At 62.1% G+C, this 22813-nt stretch carries 19 protein-coding genes; 9 read left to right on the top strand and 10 right to left on the bottom strand.

Annotated elements, in window-relative coordinates:
- The first annotated feature begins 59 nt into the window (after positions 1-59).
- Positions 60-1382, top strand: coding sequence for a spinster family MFS transporter (locus tag GRI34_RS08665; protein ID WP_160595582.1), 1323 nt, complete (start codon positions 60-62; stop codon positions 1380-1382).
- A gap of 6 nt (positions 1383-1388) precedes the next feature.
- Here the strand turns inward: GRI34_RS08665 and GRI34_RS08660 are convergent, their stop codons facing one another.
- The 7 genes from GRI34_RS08660 to GRI34_RS08630 all read right to left on the bottom strand — a co-directional run bounded on the left by GRI34_RS08660 (position 1389) and on the right by GRI34_RS08630 (position 8409).
- Complete coding sequence (locus tag GRI34_RS08660) at positions 1389-1952, bottom strand: nucleotidyltransferase family protein (protein WP_160595581.1); 564 nt, start codon at positions 1950-1952, stop codon at positions 1389-1391.
- Positions 1939-2790, bottom strand: coding sequence for an XdhC family protein (locus GRI34_RS08655; RefSeq protein ID WP_160595580.1), 852 nt, complete (start codon positions 2788-2790; stop codon positions 1939-1941). The genes GRI34_RS08660 and GRI34_RS08655 overlap by 14 nt, the downstream gene beginning before the upstream one ends.
- Entirely contained in the window at positions 2790-4979 is a 2190-nt protein-coding gene (locus GRI34_RS08650; RefSeq protein ID WP_160595579.1) for a xanthine dehydrogenase family protein molybdopterin-binding subunit, read from the bottom strand. The genes GRI34_RS08655 and GRI34_RS08650 overlap by 1 nt, the downstream gene beginning before the upstream one ends.
- Entirely contained in the window at positions 4976-5962 is a 987-nt protein-coding gene (locus GRI34_RS08645; protein ID WP_160595578.1) for an FAD binding domain-containing protein, read from the bottom strand. Before GRI34_RS08645 ends, GRI34_RS08650 begins: the two co-directional genes overlap by 4 nt.
- Positions 5959-6465, bottom strand: a complete 507-nt coding sequence (locus GRI34_RS08640) for a 2Fe-2S iron-sulfur cluster-binding protein (protein WP_160595577.1) — start codon at positions 6463-6465, stop codon at positions 5959-5961. The genes GRI34_RS08645 and GRI34_RS08640 overlap by 4 nt, the downstream gene beginning before the upstream one ends.
- A gap of 118 nt (positions 6466-6583) precedes the next feature.
- Complete coding sequence (locus GRI34_RS08635; protein ID WP_160595576.1) at positions 6584-7384, bottom strand: class I mannose-6-phosphate isomerase; 801 nt, start codon at positions 7382-7384, stop codon at positions 6584-6586.
- A complete protein-coding gene (locus tag GRI34_RS08630; RefSeq protein WP_160595575.1) occupies positions 7381-8409 on the bottom strand; it encodes a mannose-1-phosphate guanylyltransferase in 1029 nt (342 codons plus the stop codon). The genes GRI34_RS08635 and GRI34_RS08630 overlap by 4 nt, the downstream gene beginning before the upstream one ends.
- 77 nt (positions 8410-8486) lie before the next feature.
- Here GRI34_RS08630 and GRI34_RS08625 point away from each other — a divergent pair, with 77 nt between their 5' ends.
- Complete coding sequence (locus GRI34_RS08625; RefSeq protein WP_234028186.1) at positions 8487-9068, top strand: TIGR04282 family arsenosugar biosynthesis glycosyltransferase; 582 nt, start codon at positions 8487-8489, stop codon at positions 9066-9068.
- Positions 9065-9787 carry a glycosyltransferase gene (locus GRI34_RS08620; RefSeq protein WP_160595574.1) on the top strand — a complete coding sequence of 241 codons (723 nt, stop codon included), beginning with the start codon at positions 9065-9067 and terminating at the stop codon, positions 9785-9787. The genes GRI34_RS08625 and GRI34_RS08620 overlap by 4 nt, the downstream gene beginning before the upstream one ends.
- On the opposite strand, the gene GRI34_RS08615 is transcribed toward GRI34_RS08620, so the two are convergent.
- The gene (locus GRI34_RS08615) at positions 9784-10797 is read right to left on the bottom strand and encodes an SDR family oxidoreductase (protein ID WP_160595573.1); all 1014 of its coding nucleotides are present in this window, start codon (positions 10795-10797) and stop codon (positions 9784-9786) included. The genes GRI34_RS08620 and GRI34_RS08615 overlap by 4 nt on opposite strands.
- A 104-nt stretch (positions 10798-10901) precedes the next feature.
- Between GRI34_RS08615 and GRI34_RS08610 the strand changes: the two genes are divergently transcribed.
- Genes GRI34_RS08610 through GRI34_RS08600 form a run of 3 tightly spaced genes read left to right on the top strand, consistent with a single transcriptional unit; the run spans position 10902 to position 13848 of the window.
- Positions 10902-12317, top strand: coding sequence for a dihydrolipoyl dehydrogenase family protein (locus tag GRI34_RS08610; RefSeq protein WP_160595572.1), 1416 nt, complete (start codon positions 10902-10904; stop codon positions 12315-12317).
- Positions 12314-13300 carry a radical SAM protein gene (locus tag GRI34_RS08605; protein ID WP_160595571.1) on the top strand — a complete coding sequence of 329 codons (987 nt, stop codon included), beginning with the start codon at positions 12314-12316 and terminating at the stop codon, positions 13298-13300. The genes GRI34_RS08610 and GRI34_RS08605 overlap by 4 nt, the downstream gene beginning before the upstream one ends.
- 32 nt (positions 13301-13332) lie before the next feature.
- Complete coding sequence (locus GRI34_RS08600; protein WP_160595570.1) at positions 13333-13848, top strand: DUF421 domain-containing protein; 516 nt, start codon at positions 13333-13335, stop codon at positions 13846-13848.
- On the opposite strand, the gene GRI34_RS08595 is transcribed toward GRI34_RS08600, so the two are convergent.
- Positions 13845-14534 carry a queuosine precursor transporter gene (locus GRI34_RS08595; RefSeq protein ID WP_160595569.1) on the bottom strand — a complete coding sequence of 230 codons (690 nt, stop codon included), beginning with the start codon at positions 14532-14534 and terminating at the stop codon, positions 13845-13847. The two genes, GRI34_RS08600 and GRI34_RS08595, sit on opposite strands and share 4 nt — an antisense overlap.
- A 137-nt stretch (positions 14535-14671) precedes the next feature.
- Between GRI34_RS08595 and GRI34_RS08590 the strand changes: the two genes are divergently transcribed.
- The 3 genes from GRI34_RS08590 to GRI34_RS08580 all read left to right on the top strand — a co-directional run bounded on the left by GRI34_RS08590 (position 14672) and on the right by GRI34_RS08580 (position 19889).
- Positions 14672-16000, top strand: a complete 1329-nt coding sequence (locus tag GRI34_RS08590; RefSeq protein ID WP_160595568.1) for a NupC/NupG family nucleoside CNT transporter — start codon at positions 14672-14674, stop codon at positions 15998-16000.
- A gap of 14 nt (positions 16001-16014) precedes the next feature.
- A complete protein-coding gene (locus GRI34_RS08585) occupies positions 16015-16956 on the top strand; it encodes an isopenicillin N synthase family dioxygenase (protein ID WP_160595567.1) in 942 nt (313 codons plus the stop codon).
- A 266-nt stretch (positions 16957-17222) separates the two neighbouring features.
- Positions 17223-19889, top strand: coding sequence for a TonB-dependent receptor (locus GRI34_RS08580; protein WP_160595566.1), 2667 nt, complete (start codon positions 17223-17225; stop codon positions 19887-19889).
- A gap of 78 nt (positions 19890-19967) precedes the next feature.
- On the opposite strand, the gene GRI34_RS08575 is transcribed toward GRI34_RS08580, so the two are convergent.
- Complete coding sequence (locus GRI34_RS08575; protein ID WP_160595565.1) at positions 19968-22694, bottom strand: hybrid sensor histidine kinase/response regulator; 2727 nt, start codon at positions 22692-22694, stop codon at positions 19968-19970.
- Positions 22695-22813: the final 119 nt, after the last annotated feature.

Genomic DNA, 22813 nt, shown 5'->3' with positions numbered 1-22813 from the left:
TGCTTCACGGGCGGGGCGGGCCAAGGTCCGTCCCGCCCTGATTATTTTCAGGACATTTGATGACTACAGCACAAGCTCCCGCCCAAGGCGCGGACACGGTGAGCCCGCATGCGCGGCGGGTGACGCTATTCCTCCTGACCGTCACCTATTTCTTCAGCTACATGGACCGGCAGATCCTCGCCATCCTGCTGGAGGATATCAAGGCGGATTTGCTGCTGAACGACACCCAGCTGGGCCTGCTGTCCGGCCTGGCTTTCGCCTTGTTCTATGCCACCCTCGGCATCCCGGTCGCAGCGCTTGCGGACCGGATGAACCGGGTCAACATCATCTCCATCGCGCTGGCCTTGTGGAGCGGCATGACCGCCGCCTGCGGACTGGCGCAGAACTTCGTGCACCTGCTGCTTGCGCGCATCGGCGTGGGGATCGGCGAGGCGGGCTCTTCCCCGCCCAGCCATTCGATTATCGCGGACCTATATCCGGCGGAAAAGCGCGCACTCGCCCTGTCGATCTATTCCCTTGGTGTGACCTTGGGAGCCGCTGCCGGCCAGATCTTTGGCGGCAATCTGACGTATTTCTTTGACTGGCGTGTCGCCTTCATAGCTATCGGCTTGCCCGGCGTTATCCTTGCCGTCATCGTCAAGCTGTTCGCGACCGAGCCGATGCGCCGCGCCGAGCCGGGTGCTGTCGAGGAGACGCAAACCCCCTCAATCGGAGCAGGCTTCCGGTCGATCTTCGGCAATGCAGCGGCCGTCTGGCTGGTCGCAGGCGTCACGATAACCTCGATGATCGGCTATGCGCTGACCGGCTGGACCCCGGCCTACCTGATCCGGTCATTCGGTCTCAATACCCTTCAGGTCGGCAATATCGTTGCGCCCTTGCTCGCGATCGCCGGGGTTGCGAGCGGGCTGGGCAGCGGCTGGCTCGCCAATCGCCTGTCGGAGAAATACGGGCTGAAGGCACAGCCGCTGATGGTCGCTGCACTCAAGACCATCGCCCTGCCGTTCCTAATCTGGTTCTACGTTGCCGACAGCGCCCCGCTTGCGGTCGGCGTCTACTTCATCGCGGTCCTGTTCCAGTCCTGTTATCTCGGCCCGACCTTCGCGCTGATCCAGACGCTCGCACCGCTGCGCATGCGCGCTGTCTGGGCTGCAATCACGCTTCTCGTCATCAACCTCATCGGGCTTGGCCTGGGACCGACCATGGTGGGCGTCCTCTCGGACTATTTCGCGCCCGAATACGGTCAGGAATCGCTGCGCCAGGCGCTGTTCGTCATCGCTTGCGCAACTCCCGTGGCCATCTTCTGCTACTGGCGCGCCGCCAAATGCCTGGAGAAGCAGTTACCGCATCGGCCTGCGGCGGAGGCTGGAGCCACTAGCGCCTGATTGTTGTCAGCGCGCGTTTTCGGCATCCAGTTCGCTTCTGCGATCGATATCGACGAGCATATCGGCGGCCGCCGGCTCCACCAAATTGACGTCGGGCCCCGCCAGGATGCGCGCTCCGCGGTCGCCGTCGAGTTCGCGAAGTTCTGCGAAGGAGGCGCTGTCGAAGGCAGCGGGGCATCCAGCCTTGCCGTCGGACTGTCGGGTGAAAAGCGGTCCGCTCGCTTGAGCGAGCATGCGCAGGTGCGACGCTGTAACCCTGGGCATATCCGCAAGGGCAATCACCACGCGGTCATGCGCCTGTGCAGCCGCAAGCCCGGCCGCGATCGAGGTGCCCATGCCTCGCTCGGCCTCGGCATTTAGCACCCGATTCCACCGGGCGTCCGGTGCGATCGAACTATGCGGCGCCATCACGATGTAAAGATGCTGAAAGCCTGCTTTTTCGGCAGCCCTTGCAGCCCAAGTCCACAGCTGTCTGCCCCTGTAGTCGGCCGCAAGCTTGTCGCCGCCAAACCTCTCGCTGCGCCCGGCGGCCAAAAGGATCAGCGCGGTGCCGGGATCAAGCGGTGTCATGTAGTCTTTCGTACTCTGAAACGACTTCCGCGAGCGCGGAAAGAGCGAGAGCCCGCGGCGTCTTGCAGGACGGGATGAGCCCCAGTGGGCTGCGAATGCGAGCAATCGCTTCTTCCGTCAGACCTCTTCCCGCCAAGCCGAGAGTTCGCGTGATGCGGGCCTTTTCGCCCCCTTGCGCGCCGATGTAGAAGGCCTCTGATGACAGCACCTGTTCGAGGAGCGGAAATTCCCATTCGTGATCGTGGAACAGGAAAAGGCAGGCTGTCCAGCGATCGGGCCTGAAGTCCTTTGTCTCTTGCCCGAGACTGAGAACGGACTTGTCATACGCCGTGACGTCGATCCCGAGCGCCATTGCCAAGGCAGAGAGATATTCCAGCTCGGGCCCTTCACCGAAGGCGGCAATGCGTAGCGAAGGCAGGTAGCGGCGCTCGGCAAGAAGCTCGTTTTCAGGCAAAGCTATGCTCGCAGGAACACGGCGACCGAGCCTCGTCATGGCCTCGCGGCAAGCCGAGCGCCCGGGGGCCGGTTCAAGAAGGATGTCGAGGCCGCCGCCGCACGGCAGGCGGAAGTCGATTGTGTCTGACCCGGCTCCGTAGCGGATGAGCGCAGGTTTCGAGAGTTCGCGGATGTCTGCGGCAAGCTGCGCTTCGAGGCATCCGTCGGACAGACTGCCGATGGTCGAACCGTCGGGCAGGACCGCCAGCTGCGCGCCTATCCTGCGGGAAAAACTCCCCTCGATCCCGACGATGGTGCAAAGGCCTACGCCCGCTTCGCACGCCGCGGCCAGCGCCGCATGATCGGCGCTGCGGGGGGCAATCGCGACCAGCTGGTCGAGCATCAGTCCGGCATCGCCGCGAGAATGCGGTCGGGTGTCATCGGATAATCGAAGATGCGCGCGCCAGAAGCGTTGTAGATCGCATTGGCAATCGCAGCGGCCCCGCCGCACATGCCGAGTTCGCCAATGCCTTTCGCCTGGATCGGGCTGGCCGCCGGATCGCGCTCTTCCACGAGTACGACTTCGAGATCGGGTACGTCGCGATGGACCGGCACGTGATATTCGGCGAGGTCGCAGTTCACGAGGTGCCCTTCGTGCGGATCGAATTCCAGCGCTTCGGTCAGGGCCACACCGATGCTCCAGGTAATTCCGCCAAGGCACTGAGAGCGGGCGGTCTTGTGGTTTAGCACGCGGCCGAATCCGAACGCACCCAGCATCCGGTCGACGCGGGTTTCGCCCGTGAAACGGTTCACCCTGACCTGCGCAAAGAATGCGCCAAAGCCCGAGGCGGTGAAATCGTCTTTGATGTCGCCCGGCTCGTAATGCCCTTCGCGGGACAAGTCGTTGCCATCGAGCAACGAGACCAGGCTTTCTCCTGAGGCGGCTTCCCCGTCTTTCAGTTCGAGTTCGGTTTCACCCACACCGAGGCGCTGGCCGAGTTCTTCGCGGATCGCCTTGCACGCGATGTAAACCGCCGATCCGATGGAAGCCGCACCCCAGCTGCCGCCCGATCCGGGCCCGCGCGGATGCTTCGTATCGCCCAATTCGACCAGCACTTGGGCCGGATCGAGGCCCAGCATTTCACCGGCAAGCTGGGCGAGGATCGTGTAGGTCCCCGTGCCGATATCGGTCATGTCCGTCTCGACGAGCGCACTGCCGTCGGCTTTGAGCGTGACGCGTGCCTTGGCCTCGGCGATATTGTGGACGCGTGCGGCGCTCGCCATGCCGGTGCCGACCCACCATTCGCCCTCGCAAGTGTGGCGCGGGCTTCGGGGTCCGCTGTCCCAACCGAACGCTTCGGCCCCCAGCCTGAGGCATTCGGCCAGCTTGTGTGACGAGAAGGGCAGGCCCTCTTCCGGGTCTTCTTCGGGAATGTTCTTCAGGCGCAGTTCGACCGGGTCGATACCCGCTTTCTCGGCCAGCACATCCATGGCCCCTTCGAGCGCGGGCATGCCGACCGCCTCGCCCGGCGCCCTGACCGATCCCGCGGTCATGCGGTGAATCCGCGCGACTTCGAGCATCAGGTCACGGTTCTCGCCGCCATAAAGGAAGTGCGAGGATTGCAGGACCGGCTCTGCAAAAGTTTCTCCGGGCAAGTTGGAGACGAGTGCGTGATGGCCGAAGCCGATCAGCTTGCCGCTCTGATCGGCCGCCAGCCGCAGGCGCTGTGTCGTCTCGGACCTGCGCATTACGCATTGGAACACCTGTTGCCGGGACATGACGATCCGGACCGGTCGTCCGACCTCCTTGGATGCGATGGCAGCCGCGACAACGTCTTCGCTGACGCCAAGTTTCGACCCGAATCCGCCCCCGACGAAGCGCGAAACGAGACGGACGTTCTTCTCTTCCATCCCCAGCGCATCGGCGAGCTCGCTGATATTGTAATTCAGCATCTGTAGCGAAGCGTAGACGGTCAGCTTGTCGCCGTCCCATTGCGCGATGGAAGCGTGCGGTTCCATCGCCGCCGAGGCATGCCCCTTCGTCGTGTAGGTAACGTCCACCGAGTGGGCAGCAGTCGCCATGGCGTGATCGAGGTCGCCCTGCCTGACGGTTTCATCCTCCTGCTCTTCCGCTTCGACGGCTTGGGGATCGAGCGGGGCGCCGGGATCTTCGCGATACTTGATAGGCAGATGTTTCGCCGCATCGCGAGCCTGTTCGAAGGTCTCCGCCACGACCAGTGCGATGGGCTGGCCCCAGTAACAGATTGTGCCCGGTTCCTGTTGCGGCGCCTCGTCGGCGGTGCCCTGTGCGGCGCGGGTGGTCATCGCGGGATCGTCGATCACGGCAAGCACGCCCGGCATCGAAAGCACCGAATCCTTGTCGATCGAGACGACGTTGCCCCGTGTGATCGTCGAAGTGACGAGCACGCCTTCGGCGCAGTCGGTCATCGGATATTCGGCAGAATAGGGGGCGGTGCCGGTCACCTTGGCCATGCCTTCGACGCGGGGAATCGACTTCCCGAGTACGCCTTGCTTCATCCCGTCGAGGCGGTTGCTGTCGTCCGGCTTGTCTTGCTTGAAATGTACGGTCATGCCGCGGCCTCCGTCGCATTCTGCAGGACGGCGTGCAGCGTTCGCCGCGCCAGCGGTATCTTGAAGTCGTTCTCGCCGAAGCCGCGCGCATCTTCGAGAAGGATATCGGCGGCCTTGTCGAACAAGTCTTCGGAAGGGACCTTGCCGATCAGGGCTTCGCCGATACGGGGATCATGCCATGGCTTATGCGCCAACCCGCCGAAAGCGAGATCGGCGCGGGTGAACTTGCCGTGCTCGATCTCGACTACGGCAGCTACCGACACGAGCGCAAAGGCATAGGAGGACCGTTCGCGAACCTTGCGATAGATCTGGGTGCCGCCGACAGGTGCGGGCAGAGCCACCGCCGTGATGAGCTCTCCCTCTTCCAGCACGTTTTCGCGCCACGGCGTGTCGCCGGGAAGGCAATGGAAATCGCGAACCGGCACCGTGCGTGTATCGCCGCCCGGCTTGGCAATCTCGACCTGCGCATCGAGCGCGCTGAGGGCGACCGCCATGTCCCCGGGATAGGTTGCGATGCATTGATCGCTCGTCCCGAGCACCGCGTGCAGCTTTGCAATACCGTCGATCGCGCCGCAGCCGCTTCCCGGTTCGCGCTTGTTGCAGGGCTGGTCGATGTTCGTGAAGTAGAAGCAGCGTGTGCGCTGGCACAAATTGCCGCCGGTGGTGGCCTTGTTGCGCAATTGCTGGGTTGCGCCAGCCAGGATCGCGCGTGCCAGAACCGGGTAGTCGGAGCGGACCCGCGGGTGAACGGCGGTTTCCGTATTGGATGCCAGGGCGCCGATCGACAGGCCGCCGTCGTCAGTGTCCTCGATCCCGCCAAAGCCGATGCGGTTGATGTCGGCGAGCGTTTCTGGCGTTTCGACCTGCAATTTCATGAGGTCGAGCAGGTTGGTCCCGCCTGCTATGGCGAGGGCGGTGTCGTCATGTGTAAGCTGCGCGGCGTCGTCCAGCGTTCTCGCCCGGGTGTAGGAAAACGGTCTCATGCGCTCTCCTCCGCCACTTCGCTTATGGCCGCCACGATGTTCGCATAGGCCCCGCAGCGGCACAGATTGCCGCTCATCCGCTCGCGGATTTCCTCGCCGGTAGCTGCCATTTCACCCTCGAGGCTTTCGCTCGCATCGCTCGGCCAGTTGTTAGCGATTTCCTGAAGCATGGCCGTTGCCGAACAAATCTGCCCGGGCGTGCAATAGCCGCACTGGAACCCGTCGTGTTCGAGGAAAGCTTTCTGGAGCGCCGATGGATTTTCGGGCGTGCCCAGTCCTTCGATCGTCGTAATCTCGTCGCCATCGTGCATCGCAGCCAGGGTAAGGCAGCTGTTGATCCGGATGCCGTTGACGATGACCGTGCAGGCGCCGCACTGGCCGTGGTCGCATCCCTTCTTTGTGCCCGTCAGGCCGAGATCGTGGCGGAGGAAATCGAGCAGCGATGTTCGAGGGTCTGACGGCAGGCTATGCTGTTCGCCGTTGACGGAAATAGTATCGGACACAATCGCCTCCTTTGCCTTCCCAACTATCGGGAAGCGGGGCGTGTCCGGTGACTGCGAAAAAAGTTTGCAGGAGAGGCCGGAAGGAGCACACTTCCGCGAGGGTCAGCGGTGCTCCGGTTCAGGCAGCGCTTGCGATAATGACCCGTGCGCCGTCATCGAATGTGACATCGTCGAGCGAGTCGGCAAGCCCGCTTTGGCCGGGTTCGACCAGGCTTTCGTCGATTGCGACCGCCCCGGACAGCGGCATGACCTGAACGGTGCCGGTAAAGCGGGACGCGATATCCTGCGAAGGCTGCCCCATGACCTGCGCGAGGGTGAAGCGGGGACCATCGACGAGCATCAGCTCGCGATCCGCGGGGACCGTCCGAGCCAGATCGTTGGAGTAGGGTAGGCCCTTGGCGACTTCCAGTCCCTCGGAGAGATGCAGCTCGCGCGGACGCCCGTAATCGTAGAGGCGATAGGTAATGTCGGTGTTCTCCTGCACTTCCAGTAAGGTCAGTCCCGCACCGATTGCGTGCACCGTGCCTGCAGGGATGTAGAAGAAATCGCCGCTGCTGACCTCGCGCCAATGGAGCAGGTCCTCGATCGTGCCATCGAGTGCCGCAGCACGCATCTCGTCTCCGGACACTTCGCGTACGAAGCCCATGGCCAGTTTCGCTCCGGGCTCTGCATCGAGAATAAGCCAGCATTCTTCCTTGCCCCGTCCGGTCGGGCTGGCTTCGGCAGGCGGATGCACCTGCACCGACAGCTTCTCGCTGGTGAAAAGGTATTTCACGAGGAGACCGTCCATCGATGTCGCGGGCTCGAACCAGATTTCGCCGATGCGCGTGGATTGGTCGTCCAAGGCAAAAGGCGCGGGGAGGCTGTCCATGCCCCACACTTTCTCGACGGTCTTGATCGGCAAATGGCCCGAACTCATTGGTTCGCAGCCCCATCCAGCTTGCCGACCTCCTGCGCGTGATTGCGATTGAGGACGAGTATCTCGTCACCGTCGACGACCACGATGGCATTGTCGAAACCGACCAGCGAAACGCGCGGTCCGTCGGTATCGATCATCACGGACTTCGCCGATTTGACCTCGGCAGGACCGGAGAGGACATTCTCGCCGCCACCTTGGGCTGCGCGCGCTTCGAAGAGCGCATTCCAGTCGCCGATGTCGGACCAGCCCATGTCGGCTGCAACGACTGCTGCCTGTGCCGTGTTCTCCATCACGGCGTAGTCGACGCTTTCGCCAGCGATGGTCCCGAAATGGCCTGCGTCGGGTTCGAAGCGCTCGTCCGTCCAGATGCCACCTTCCACAGAGGCTGCGACCGCCCTAGCCATCTCGGGCCGGTGCTTTGCCAGCTCGTCCAGGAATGCGCCCGCCTGAAACGCGAAAATGCCGCCGTTCCAGACGTAGTCGCCCGATGCGAGGAATTCGCGTGCGCGATCGAGGTCGGGTTTTTCCACGAACCGTTCGATCCGGTGACCGTCGCCCAGTGTGTCGCCGAGCTTGATGTAGCCGTAACCCGTTGCAGGTCGATCGGGCGCGATGCCGAAGCTGACCAGATTGCTGTCAGCGGCCAGCGATGCGGCTTTCTTGGCACCGGCAAGGAAGGCCGCGTCATCGGCGATGTGATGGTCGCTGGGGCACACGAGCATGATGGCCTCGCGCGGCAGCAGGCTGGCGGCGAGCGCGATGGCCGGTGCGGTATTCTTCGCGGCCGGTTCGACGATAAGCCGGTGCTGTCCTGCCTGCTCGGTAATGAAACGCGTATGCGCTTCGCCCGCAACGATCATGGGCTGCGCGAAAGAGGCAGTATCCGAGACACGATCCAGCGCCTGCTGGAACAGCGTGCGATCGCCGAGCAAGGGGAGGAAGGGCTTCGGGTGGCTGCGGCGGCTGCGCGGCCACAAGCGCGTCCCGCTCCCGCCGCTGAGAATGATGGGATGGATCATCGACATGATTGCGCGGCGACTAGCAGCGCATCATCTCCAAGTCATCGTTTACTTGCCTTCGATTGCAAGCATTCGTTACGGCAATGAAGATGTTCTCTCCCAAGCTTTCCATTTTCGCCCGCCTTCCTGTGCCGGGAGAGGTGAAAACGCGGCTCATCCCTGGATTGGGGGCTGAGGGGGCTGCGCGGATCTATGCGCGTTTGCTTGCTCACACGGTGCAGGTTGCAAAGGACAGCGGCCTGGATTTAGAACTGCGGGTCACCGGCGGCGAGATCGCGGCCTTCCACGATCTTTTCGGAGCCGACACCGCAGTGGTCGACCAGGGAGAAGGCGACCTGGGCGATAAAATGGCGGCTGTCGAAGGGCCTGCGCTGCTTATCGGTAGCGATTGCCCCGGCATCAGCGTGCCTTTGCTGCAGGCGGCGGCCGGAGCGCTCGAAGATCGCAGCGTTGTCCTGGGTCCGGCAAACGACGGTGGCTACTATCTCATCGGTTTTCGCGAGCGGATGCCGTTCCTCTTCGACAATATGGAATGGTCCACCCCCAAGGTCCTGCCGGAAACGCTCGTGCGGCTGGCGGCGCGCGGTATCGGACCGGCAATCCTTCCCGAACTGGCCGATATCGATACCGCCGAAGACCTGGCTGCGTGGCCGGAATACGAATGAGCACCACGCTTCTCGTACCGGTGCTCGACGAGGCCAAGGCCCTGCCGGCACTGGTCGCCCGTTTCGCCGAGCTCGACCCGCGTCCGGCCGAAATCCTGCTTGTCGATGGCGGAAGCGCCGACGAGACAGTGCAGATCGCGAAAGACGCGGGATGGCGTATCCTTTTCGCCGATCGGGGTCGCGCCAAGCAGATCAACGCAGGCGTCGAAGCGGCGACTTCCGAAAACCTATGTGTCGTCCACGCCGATACCTTGCCCCCGTGCGATATGGTCGAGGTTATCGAGAATACACTGTCGGATCGCCGCATCGCCCTTGCCAGTTTCACACCGGTCATTCGCGGACCGGAAAAAACCCGCTGGGGCACCACCGTGCATAATTGGGCCAAGACCTGGTACGCGCCCCTGCTTACTCGGCCGCATCGCTTTTTCCAGGGCGTACGCCTGCTGTTCGGCGATCACGCGATGTTCTTCCGGCGCGCCGACTTTCTTACCATCGGGGGCTGCACGCCCGGCGATGCGGTGATGGAAGAGGCCGATCTCTGCGTGAAGTTCGCGCGCCTCGGCAAGGTGCGCATGGTGCCACGAAAGGTCTACACCTCGGACAGGCGCATAGCCGAGTGGGGCGCGCTCAAGGCGAACTGGATCTACTTCAAGGTCGGAATGCTGTGGGCATTCGGCCTGCGTTCGCGCATGGCGAAACACTATCCCGACGTGCGCTAGTCCCCGGTCAGGAAGCCCACTTCGATGCAGTGTTCGATGAGGCGGCGGATATAGGCGCGGCCGGTTTGCGGGCATTGCATGCCCAGGACCTCGCGCACATTCGCATCGTCGAAATGGGGGTCGCGCTGAAAGTAGCTGGCATAGAGCCCGGCTACCCGCTTAAACAAGCGCCTCTCCAACGCAGGCAGAGTGGCCGGGTCGAATGCGCTGGGCTCGACCAGTTCGGGCTCGTGAAATCGCGCGAAATCGCCAATCGCGCCGGTGAAATCCGTGACCGGCAGAGGCTGGGCCGAAACGAGATGGAAGGTCTTGCCTGCGGCCTGCTCCATCACTTGCGCAAGAGCTACTATGCCAGCAGCGACATGATTGATCGGCACGAAGTCGAGCGTTGCGCCAGCGCGCGCGGGCATGTGTTTCACCCTCCCTTCCGCGATCAGCTTGAATGCGGCGTAGGTAGTGTCGAATTGGCGGATTGCGCCGCTCTCGTGCGCGCCAACCACGATGGACGGGCGCGCGATCGCCCAGCGCAGGTCGGAAGCGCGCACGAGCCGCTCTCCGGCGGCCTTGCTCGCTTCGTAACCGTTCGCGAAACCGGTTTCGGGGAGAAGATCGTCTTCCAGGATTGTCCCGTCGCGCCTGCCGCAAACATAGGCGGTCGAGACGTGGAGGAAGTCCATCTCGCCCCGCCGGGCAAGCGCCAGCGCGTGCTTCGTTCCGTCCACATTGACGGCGGCATAGTCCGCCTCGTCGAGGTCGAAGCGCACCGTTGCCGCGCAATGCAACAGGAGGTCGTGGCTGGTGGCCAACCGGGCAAACTTGCTCTCCTCCCAACCGAACTGGGGTTGGGAGACGTCGCCAGCAACAGTCGCAATCTCGACCGGCGAGCCATCGTTTGCGCGAATGTCGCGATTGCGATGTACCAGTCCTGTGACCTCGTGACCCTCACGCGCCAATCGCGCGCAGATTTCACCGCCCAGAAGGCCGGCCGCGCCCGTGACCAGCACTCTCATGTGCCGCGCTTTCGCAAGATGTAACCGATGGGAATTTTCCGCCGAATGGAAAGGACAATGCGAGAAAGTTCGCATCTTGAGCAAATTCGGTTACGGGACAAGCAATGAAATTCACGCATGACGTTATCGTGATCGGCGGCGGGGCTGCCGGTCTGACCGCTGCCGGGGGGTGTGCGCTCTTTGGTCTGGACGTGGCCCTGATCGAAGCGCGTAAGATGGGCGGCGAATGCCTCAACGACGGCTGCGTCCCCTCCAAGGCCCTGATCACTGCCGCAAAGCGTGCTGCCGAGGCTCGCGAAAGCGAACGCTACGGCGTTACGCTCGCCGCGCCTAAGGTCGATTGGCGCGGGGTCCAGCGACATATCCGCGATGCCATCGCCGCGATCGAGCCGCACGACAGCGAAGAACGGTTCGAGGAAATGGGCTGCGAAGTCATTCGCGATTGGGCGCGCGTCACCGGGCCGCAAACCGTCGAAGTCGCCGGGCGGACGCTCAGCGCTCCCCGGATTGTCATCGCGACCGGATCGAAGCCTGCAATCCCGCCTATCAAGGGCGTGGACGAGGTTCCTTATCTTACCAATGAGAACATCTTCGACATTGAGGGCCTGCCCGACCGTCTGGTCATCGTGGGAGGCGGGGTCATCGGCATGGAGATGGCGCAGGCATTCCGGCGACTGGGCAGCGAAGTGACCGTGGTCGAGCCGGGTGAGCTGATGGCGCGCGATGATCGGGATAGTGTCGCTGTGGTTCGGAAGACCATGGAAGGCGAGGGCGTCAGGTTCGTTAAAGGTCTCGCATCGGCAGTTACCGGCTCCGCCGGCTCCATCGCGCTAACTGTCGGCGGCGAGGTCATCGAAGGCTCGCACCTGCTTATTGCGACTGGTCGCAAGGCAAATTGCGAAGGCTTCGGTCTTGAAGATATCGGCGTCGAAATGGGCAAGGGCGGCATCGCCACCGACGAACGCCGCCGCGCGTCGGTAAAAGGCATCTATGCGATCGGCGATTGCCGCGACGGTCCCCGGCTTACGCACGTATCTGGCTATGAGGGCTCCAACGTGGCGCTCGAAATCACGCTCGGCGTGCCGACCAAGGTCGATTACACCGCGCTTCCCTGGTGCACCTATACCGAGCCCGAAGTGGCCCAGATCGGTCTCACGGAGTCAGAGGCACGCGAGAAGCATGGCGATGCCATCCGTGTGGTGACCGAGAGCTTTCACGACAACGAGCGCGCCCTCACAGAAGGCAATGACAAGGGCCAGGTGAAGGTCATGTTCAAGGGCAAGAAGGTGGTCGGCGCCAGCCTCGTGGGCAAGAACGTGGGCGAATTGCTCCTGCCGTTCAGCCAGACGATCACCGGCAAGAGCAGCACCTTCGCGCTCGGTTCCGCGATCATTGCCTATCCCACCCGTAGCGAGATCACGAAGGCGACCGCGTTTCAGGCGTGGGAGCCCACGGTCTTCGGCCCGATCCCGAAAAAATGGGCCGGTTTCCTTGCAAGCATGCGCCGCCGATTGGGATGAGCAGGCAAGCGAAGTCGCGCAATGCCCCCTTGGGGCCGTCTCCGTTCGCCGTCGAGGGTGAGCGGCTGCCTGCGGAGAAGTTTTCCGACCCGCAACGGACTGCCAAGGGCGAGCCACGCGCAAGCGTGCCCCTGTCGCGTCTGGACACGCTGTGGCTCAATACCGGGACGCTGTGCAATCTCGCCTGCGCGACCTGCTACATTGAGAGCAGCCCCACCAACGACGCGCTGATATACCTCGGCGCCAATGACGCCTCCCGCTTTCTGGACGAGGCGGAGGCAATGGGGACGCGCGAGATCGGGTTTACCGGGGGCGAACCCTTCATGAACCCCGACTTCCCGGCGATGCTGCAAGACAGCCTCGCGCGGGGGTTCGAGGTCCTGATCCTCACCAATGCCATGCGGCCGATGCGGCGGCACGAAGGCCTACTGCTTGACCTGCTCGATACCTATCGCGGTAAGCTGACGCTACGGATTAGCCTCGACCACCATACGGAGGCCGTTCACGAGGGCGAGCGCGGTGCAAACAGCTGGGCGCCAGCGATGGCCGGGCTGGAATGGCTATCGGCAAAAGGATTTTCGATCGCTGTCGCAGGGCGTCTGCTGCCCCTTGAAGGCGAACAGGCCGCGCGAGCAGCCTATGCACAATTGTTCGAGGCCAAAGGTATCGCCATCGACGCGCTCGACCCTGCGCGGCTCGTCCTCTTTCCTGAAATGGATGAGGACAAGGACATCGCCGAGATCACGACGGCATGCTGGGACATACTTGGCAAGTCGCCGTCCGATATCATGTGCGCTAGCAGCCGCATGGTGGTCCATCGCAAGGGCAAGGATGCCCCGGAAGTCGCAGCTTGCACCCTGATCCCTTACGATCCTGAATTCCTGCTCGGCACCTCCATTGAAGAGGCGACGCAGGAGGTCCCTCTCAACCATCCCCATTGCGCGCGCTTTTGCGTGCTCGGCGGCGCCAGCTGTTCGGCCTAGGAGCGAATCTGTCGCATGACCGTTGAGAGACCATGTTCTTCGATGACAAATGGCTCGACATTGCCGCGCGCGGTTCCATCCTCACTGCGCTTGCCCTGGTCTGGATAGTCCTTCTTATCCGCATCGTCGGATTGCGGTCGCTGTCCAAGATGACGAATTTCGACTTCGTGATGACGGTCGCACTCGGTTCGCTGCTAGCTAGTGCGAGCCAGGTCACGGAGTGGGGCGCCTACGTGCAGATCCTCGTCGGGGTGGCGATGCTGTTTATCGTGCAAATCGCAGCAGCTCTCCTGCGACGACAGTCGGAAAGCATCGAGGCCGCCATCCAGAATTGCCCCGTCTACCTGATGCGCGATGGAGTGATCGACGAAGAGGCGCTTGCCAAGACGCGCGTGGCGCACAGCGACCTGATCGCGAAACTGCGCGAGGCCAATGTCATGCATTTCGACGAGGTTCGCGCAGTCGTGCTGGAGGCGACCGGCGATGTGTCGGTCCTGCATGGCGATGCGCTCGATGAACGCCTCACCCAGGATGTAGAGGAAGCCTAAAGCGTCTTCTTGTCGAGGTATTTCGCCAGCGCCACGCCGCCTGTAATGAGGAACGGCACGAGGACAATGCTGAGCGCGACCTTGGCCAGCACCTGACCGATCAGCAGCGGTGTGATGTCGAACTGGCCATAGAAGGCCAGGGTCACGAAGATGACCGAATCGATGGCCTGGCTCAGCGCCGATGCGATTGCACCGCGCGCCATCAGGCCCAGCGTGTTCGCTTCCCCGCTTCCGCGCAGGCGCGAGAAGATCCACACATTGAGGAGGAGCGAGACGATATAGGCTGCAGGGCCCGCAGCCATGATCCGCGGCGTTTGCGCCAGCACAGTGTTGAACGCGTCGAGATCGGCGCTGCGATATTCGAGCATTTCAGGCGATGCCGGAAGCGACAGGACCAGGAAGATCAGCGCGGCCGACACAGCCAGCGGGAGGAAGCCCCACCACACCAGCCTCCGCGCCAGTTTCTCTCCGTAGAGCTGGGCGATCGTGCTCGAGATCACGACCAGCCCCAGGAACGCGAAGATACCCGATTCGACAGCCAGCTCGGTCGGCCACAGCTGCACCTGCTTGAAAGCAAGGACGCCCGCGATAACGGTCAGGCCGCCATACAGCACGAGGAATACGAAAAGGCCCAGCGGCATGGATGCTGCGACAAGGCGGGTTTCATTAGCCGGGTGGTCGGTCATGTCTGGATGTGGGCCGATCTTTTCAAACTGGTGACAGCCGAAGCTGGCGGAGCGCGCGAAAATTGACTAAGCGGAGCCGCCGCGCAAGGTAGCGGCCAATTTCATCCGCAACTAGTCGCATCGCGAAGGGGTCCGCAATGCCGCCTTTCCTTATCAATGCTATCGGTATCCTCGCGATACTTTTCATCGCCTTCCTGCTTTCGACCGGCAAGCGGCGCATCAAGCTGCGCGTCGTCGGGGCCGCCTTCGCGCTCCAGGCGCTGATGGCGCTTCTGGTCCTGCGCACGCCCTGGGGTGTCGAGGCGATTCAGGCGATGTCCAACGGCGTGATCGCGCTGCTCGATTATTCGAAGGCCGGTATCACTGCGATCTTCGGCCCGATGGATGCAAACCCCTTCACCAATACCTTCGTGATTGCCGCTCTGCCGGTCATCATCTTCTTCGCCGCGCTGGTGTCGATCCTCTATCACTGGGGCATCATGCAGCGACTGGTCCGCTGGGTCGGGGGCGCGATCGGCTGGATTACCGGCATCAGCAAGGTCGAAGCACTTGGCAGCGCGGCCAATATCTTTGTCGGCCAGTCGGAAAGCCCGCTTGTCGTGCGCCCCTATCTCGCCTCGCTGACGCCCAGCCGCCTGTTCACGCTGATGAGCGTTGGCATGGCTGGCGTCGCAGGCACGATCCTGGCGGCCTATGCCAGCTTTATCGGAGCCGACGCGGTGCCGTTTCTGCTTGCCGCGGCATTCATGTCCGCGCCGGGCGGCATCCTGATGGCCAAGATCATCATGCCCGACGACGAAAGCGATCTCGCAAAAGACGCGGCGGAACTGGCCGAAGTGAAACTGCCCGATGCACGCATCAGTGCCGAAGGCCCGGCGGCACTTACCGAAAGCGGCCGCCCGCACGAAGTCGAAGTGGCCGAAACCTTCGAGGAAGGCCACAAGCCGGCCAACGTCATCGAAGCTGCCGCGCAGGGCACCCAGACGGGTGTGAAGCTGGCGGTGGCCGTCGGTGCGATGGTCATGGTCTTCGTGGCGCTGGTTGCGCTGGCCAATGGCATCCTCGGCGGGATCGGCGGCTGGTTCGGCTATCCCGACATCAGCTTCCAGCAATTGCTGGGCTTCGTTTTCGCTCCGGTCATGTACCTCATCGGTATTCCGTGGGACCAGGCAGGTGCTGCCGGCGGGCTGTTCGGTACGAAGATCGTGCTCAACGAATTCGTCGCCTTCATCGAATTGGGCAGCATGGATGCCGCAACCCTGACCGACCGCAGCCGCGCCATCGTGACCTTTGCGCTGTGCGGCTTCGCCAATTTCAGCTCCATCGCGATCCAGATGGCAGTGACGGGCGGCCTTGCGCCAAATCAAAGACCGGTCATCGCAAAGCTTGGTATCCGTGCGCTTGCCGCCGGTAGCCTCGCCAATCTGATGAGCGCAGCACTGGCGGGACTCTTCCTGCCGTATTAAGGGCCGCATTCATTATGACCGACTCGAACACCGACATTGCGGTTGTGTCGCTGGCACAGCCGCTCGCATCCATTGCCGACGAACTCGGCCGCAGCTTCCAGGAATACGGCTTCGCCGTCGTCCGCGATCACGGCATCCCGCAGGACCTTATCGACCGGGCCGAAGAGCTCTCGAAGCAGTTCTTTGCCCTGCCCGATGACGTAAAGAAGGCCTATCACATCCCGGGTGGCGGTGGTGCGCGTGGCTATACACCGTTCGGCACGGAAAAGGCCAAGGACGCCAATGTCCACGACCTGAAGGAATTCTGGCACGTCGGGCGCGAACTGCCCGAAGGGCATGCGCTTTCGCAGTTCATGGCAGACAATGTCTGGCCGAGTGAGGTGGACGGTTTCCGCCAGACTTTCAGTGAACTCTACTCCGCATTCGAGGAGGCGGGCGGCCGCGTCCTCGAAGCGATTGCGCTGCATCTCGGCCTGCCGCAGGATTTCTTTGCTGCGACCGTGGAAGACGGCAACTCGGTAATGCGCCTGCTGCGCTATCCGCCGCTCGAAGGCAAAGAGGCGGAAGGCGCCATCCGCGCCGCTGCCCATGGTGACATCAACACCATCACGCTCCTCCTCGGGGCAGAAGAGGCCGGTCTCGAATTGCTGACCAAGCAGGACGAATGGAAGGCCGTCGACGTGCCCGAAGGCGCGCTGGTCATCAATGTCGGCGACATGCTCGACCGGCTGACCAACGGCAAGCTGCGCTCGACGACGCACCGTGTGGTCAATCCGCGCGGCGAAGCGGCGTACCGGGCACGCTATTCGATGCCTTTCTTCCTGCATTTCCGTCCAGACTACACGATCGAGACGCTGGAAAGCTGCATCGATCCGGACAATCCGGACGCGCACCCAGCGCCTATTTCGAGCCATGATTTCCTCATGCAGCGCCTGCGCGAGATCAATCTGGCCTGATTGCTGCGCTGCAACAATTTCAGTCCCGGAATCTGTGGTTTTGTACCCACACACACAAAAATTCCCCGGTGATGCAATTTTGCAACGCCGCTAAATGGCTGTTTTTTGGGCTTTTCGGCCAAAGTGTTGCCATGGTGAATCAGGGGTGTGGGTGGCTGTCTTGACTCTGTCATAAAACCACCGCTTTGCGGAAACATGCACGGCCTAGCGGGGCTGCGCTTCCAACAAAGCAAATTCACACCCGAAGAGACGAAGGGGTCTTCTCGATGAAGTTCAAATATCTCCTGGCCACCTCGGTGGCTGGTATCGCAGCCGCAGGTGCCATGCCCGCAGCAGCCCAGTCGACCGGCTCGATCGACTTTGAAGAAGACGATGTAATCATCGTTACCGGTCGCGGTGACGATGGCGTCGGTGGCGTCGAAATTCCCGACACCACGAAGGCGAAGCAGGTCCTCAACGAAGAAATCATTCGTCGCCAGCGTCCCGGCCAGACGGTCAACGACATCGTGAACCTGGTTCCCGGCGTCAGCTTCCAGAACAACGACCCCTGGGGTTCGTCGGGCGGTGGTTTCACCATCCGCGGCTTCAGCGCCGACCGCGTGTCGCAGACCCTCGACGGCCTGCCACTGAACGATTCGGGTAACTACGCTCTCTACACCAACCAGCAGGTCGACCCTGAAGTTCTCGAAGAAGTCAGCGTCAGCCTCGGTTCGACCGACGTCGACAGCCCGACCGCTTCGGCAACCGGTGGTACGATCAACATCCGTACGCGTGAGCCGGGTGACGATTTCGGCATGACCGCAACGATGACCTTTGGCGACGTGCTCGCATCGGGCGTCGAAGACAGCACGTTCATGCGCGGCTTCCTGATGGTCGACACCGGCGACATCACCGGCAGCGGCACCAAGGCTTTCGGTTCGGTCAGCTACACGACCTACGGCGTGCCCTACAACCCGTACGGCAAGATCGACAAGACGCAGTTCAACGGCCGCATCTGGCAGGATATCGGCGCGAACGGCGACTTCATCTCGATCTCGGGCCACTACAACCAGAACCGCAACAACTTTGCCGGTTCGGAAAGCCTCGAACTGCTGCTCCCGCTCGCAGTGAACGGCGAAGTGAACGCCCTCGATCGTGGTGACGTAATCGGCACCTACGATGATCGCGAAGGCCGCTTCAACATCTACGAAACCAACGAAAGCTATCCGTGTGCAGTGAACGGCAACGTTCTCGCTTCGGAAACCGGCAATGCTACCGGCAGCCCGGGTGCCAGCGTCGACTACAACGATCGCGGTGACTGCGGTTCTTCGTTCTTCCGCCGCTACAATCCGTCGGACACCGGCAACATCCGTGGTGCTTCGCGCTTCACGCTCAGCGACAAGCTGACCTTCACTTTCGATCCGAGCTACCAGTACGTCAAGGCGAACGGTGGCGGACCCGACGATCTGCGTGAAGGCTTCTTTACCCGTGGCGACACTGGTTACACCGGCGCTTTCCGCGGCGGCTACTACTTCGGCCGTGACCTCAATGGCGACGGTGACCTCGACGATGAAATCGCAGGCAACGACCCCAGCCAGACCACGACCGATCGTTTCGGCGTGATCGCCAACCTCATTTACGAGATCAATTCGGACCACCGTGTCCGTGCGACCTACACCTGGGATCGTGCGCGTCACCGCCAGACCGGCCAGATCACGTATATGCTGCAGAACGGCGAAATCAGCGACGTTTTCGCAATCGACAACCCGCTGCTCGACGTCAACGGCAACGAGGTCAACAAGCGTGACCGTCTGTCCTACGCGATCCTGCACCAGGTTTCGGGTGAATACCGTGGCCGCTTCGGCGACCTGACCGCGAAGCTCGCCCTGCGCGCTCCGTTCTTCACTCGCGAACTGAACCAGAACTGCTACACGACGTCGGACAACGGCTTCGTCGATTGTCCGAACCCGGGCTTTGACCTGACGGACTACGAAGCATCGAATCCGAATGCAGCTGCTCCGACTTCGCGTACACTCAAGTACGACAAGCTGCTTCCGAACATCGGCTTCACTTACGACGTGAGCAACGCCGTTTCGGTCTTTGCAAACTATGCGAAGGGCCTGTCCGTCCCCGGTACCGATCCGCTTTATGCATCGCTCTTCTTTGACGAGAACGATCCGGGTGCGAACCCGTCGCCGGAAACGACCGACAGCTTCGATGCCGGCCTTCGCTTCCAGTCGGGCGATATCGAGGCACAGATCGGCGCGTACTTCACTGCCTACGACAACCGTCTTGCAACGGCTTTCGACCCGGAAGCCAACGACGGCGAAGGCGCTCGCGTCTATCGTAACCTGGGCCGTGTCGACAAATACGGCATCGACGGTTCGATCGCATGGCGTCCGACCCGCAACACGCTGCTGTACGTCTTCGGTTCGTACAACGACTCGGAAATCAAGGACGACATCGCCATCGGCGCCTGCCGTTCCTTCCAGGTCGGCGATCCCTTCTACAGCTGCACGGCTTCGGGTGAGGAAGGCTTCCTCCTGACCGGCGGCAAGAAGGAATCGGGCGCACCGCGTTACAGCTTCGGTGGCCGCGGGCAGATCGCCTTCGGCGCCGTCGAACTCGGCGCACAGGTCAAGCACACCGGCACGCGCTTCGTGAACGACGTCAACCTCGGCGTCCTCGAAGACTTCTCGCCGGTTGGCACCACCGACGTCGTGGAAGACTTCCAGTATCCGGCAAAGGCTCCGGCATACACGATCGTCGATCTCGACGCTCGTATCCTGCTGGGTGAATTCCCGACCGGTGGCGACGTGGCCCTTCAGGTGAACCTGACGAACATCTTCGATGAGTACTACATCGGCTACTTCGGCGGTTCGCTGGATGACTTCGGCTTCGCGCAGATCGGTGCTCCGCGCGCCGGCAGCGTTTCGCTGATCATCGGCTTCTAAGCCTCAGTAATCTGAAAAGTGATTAGGGCGGCTCCCCACTGCGGGGGGCCGCCCTTTTCTTTGGCCCCGAGCCGACATTCAGGCTGTAGCCAGCAGTTCCTCTGCCAGCTTCTTGCGCACGATCGGTTCGACGCCGGAACGCAGCGCCCGTTCGAGTGCGGCGGCTTTCTCGCCCAAAGCCTCTTCTCCGAACATGCCGGCAGTCCCCGCCAACTTATGGATGGTTCGTGCCAGCTCCTCGATATGAACGCCTTCCAGGATATCCTGCTCGACTGCCGCAGTAACGGCGGCAAGCGCTTCTGACCGCCGTGCATTCCATCGCTCCAGCAATTCTCCCGATGGTTTGCGCGCCGGGGTTGACGAAGGCGTGGGCGGCAGGCTCCCTCGTTCCTCCGGCACGATGCGTACCGGTAGCCACCTCGCCAGCACCGCCGTCAGCTCTTCGAACACAAGCGGTTTCGCAAGGTGTCCCTGCATACCCGCCTCCAGTGCAGCTGCGATGTCCTCGGGAAACGCGTTGGCGGTCAATGCGATAATTGGCAGCTGGCTCAAGCCCACGCCATGGCTGCGAATGGTGCGTGTGGCCGTGTAGCCATCGCAACCGGGCATCTGGATATCCATCAGAACGAGATCGAAGGGGGCTTCGCTTTCCGCCGCATCAAGCGCCATCTTCACTGCCTCGGACCCGTCATGGGCCACAGTCACGCGCTGCCCCAATTGTTCCAGCATGGCAGTCACCAGCATCCGGTTCACATCGTGGTCTTCGGCCAAAAGCAGGCTGGCTGACGGGGGAGCGGCAAGCCGGTTTCCCGCACGCCGTTCTTCGATGCCGGGCTCGTCCAGTTCGGGATCGACCTCCTGCAGGGGAATACGCAACGTAAACCGCGAGCCCACGCCGGGCATCGAATCTACCATCAGGCTGCCACCAAGCAATTCGGCCAGCTGACGCGAGATCGAAAGGCCGAGCCCAGTCCCTCCGAAGCGCCGTGTTGTGCTTGCTTCCTCCTGGATAAAGGGATCGAAAATCCGGTCGAGACGCTTCGGGTCAATGCCAATTCCACTGTCTTCGACCGAGATTGCCAGTCGAGGACCTTCCTGCAGCACGCTGACCGTCACGGCACCGGTCTCGGTGAATTTCACGGCATTCCCGATCAGGTTGAGCAGCACCTGACGCAGGCGAAGGGGGTCGCTCTGGATACGGGCCGAAATATCTTCCGGGCACGATGCGCCAAGTTCTATGCCTTTGCGTTCCGCCCCTGCCATATGGAGCCTGACGCAGTCCTCGATGAGGCGGGGCAAATCGAAAGTCTCGTAATTGATGACCAGCTGGCCGGATTCAATCTTGGAGATGTCGAGGATGTCGTTGAGCAACATCATCATGGATCGGCCCGACCGCGCGATAAGGTCGGCGTAGCGTTCTGCCTCGGGATTCAGCTCCATGCGTGCGAGCAAGTCGGCAAAGCCGAGAACGCCGTTCATGGGTGTGCGTATTTCGTGGCTCATGTTGGCAAGGAATTGGGCCTTGGCGCGGGCGGCATTTTCCGCATGACGCATGGCGCGCTTAAGCTTGCCCTCAAGTTCGACTCTTTCGGTGACGTCACGGGCTGAGACGACAATGCCTTCGCGCTCGCCCGTCGCATGATCGAATGCGAGCGCGCAGTCGGCTTCGATATAGACCGGAGAGCCATCCTCGCTGTCGAGGAAGCGGCGATAGGTGAAGCGTTCGCTCCGGCTCTTGCCGGACAACAGACTTTCCTCGGCCCTGGCGACCTCTTCACGAGCTTCGGGATGAACCCTCTCGCCCGTTGTCATGCCGACGAATTCTTCCGGCGGCGCGCCGAGAACGCGGCTGACGGAAGGGGAGGCATATGTGCAGACGCCATGCAGATCGTACCGCAGGATCGCATCTGTTATGTTCTGTGCAAGCAGGGCGAGATGTTTGCGGCTGTTGATGATCTCTTTGGTCAATCGCTCCCTTGTCGACAGCACGGCTGCCACCGGAAATCCGACCAGGACAGAAGATGCCAGAAACGCCTCGAGCACGATGAGCTGCGAATGAAGGGGCATGGGCAAAAGGTTGATCGGTCCATAGCCCATCTGGGTCGCGAGCACGGCGATGGTCGCCACCTTGAACACGGAAAATGCCGTACCGAGCGCGCCCAGGCGGAAGGCATGGGAGATGATGATCGGCGGTACGAGGAACAGGAGAGGATAGGACGTCTGCAGAAACACGATGAGCGTAACCGATGTGCCAAGAACAGTGAGCGCCGCCCATTCCAGCGATTCCCTTCGCGTCGGAAGGCGCGGACTGGACAAGGCATCCCACAGCACAAGAACCGCCGGGGCGATGATGACCATCGAAAGGGCATCGGCAGCCGCCCACTGCAGGACACCGGAAAACGACGCATTGCCGGCACCTGCCAGCGCCAGCGATGCGACCGTCGCTGAAACGAGCGGAGCGACAAGGCCGGCCCCAAGGACGAAGACGACAAGGTCGCGCGTGTCTTCCATCGTCGGATGAGGGGAAGCGAACTTGCGGACGAGCCACAAGGCGATGACGATTTCCGTCATGTTCGCGCTCGACAGGATGAGCGCTGTCGCAAGCGTGTCTCCGACGAAAAGATTCGCAGTGATGTTTCCGGCAAGCAACGCGGCAAGGAGCAAACGCTCGTTCCGGAATTGCATTCGAAGCAGGATCGATACTGCCAACGCATTGGGCAGCCAGACCACTGCGATCCTGCCATCTCCACGGGTCAGTTCGATGCTGACAAAGGCGAGGATGGCAAAAGCGAGAAAACCGAACACGCAGGCGATGAGGCTTAGGCCGTCTTGCCGTAGGCGGGCCTTGTATAGTGCGATTGGCGATGGAAGGCTTGCGATAGCAGCATCTCCTCGTAGGTTCGGTATTGAACCTTTCGGGCCGT

It is taken from the genome of Qipengyuania aquimaris, from assembly GCF_009827445.1.
Lineage (GTDB): Bacteria > Pseudomonadota > Alphaproteobacteria > Sphingomonadales > Sphingomonadaceae > Qipengyuania > Qipengyuania aquimaris.
The sequence above is the reverse complement of the archived record's forward strand: the minus strand, read 5'-3'. Positions and strand labels throughout refer to the sequence as shown.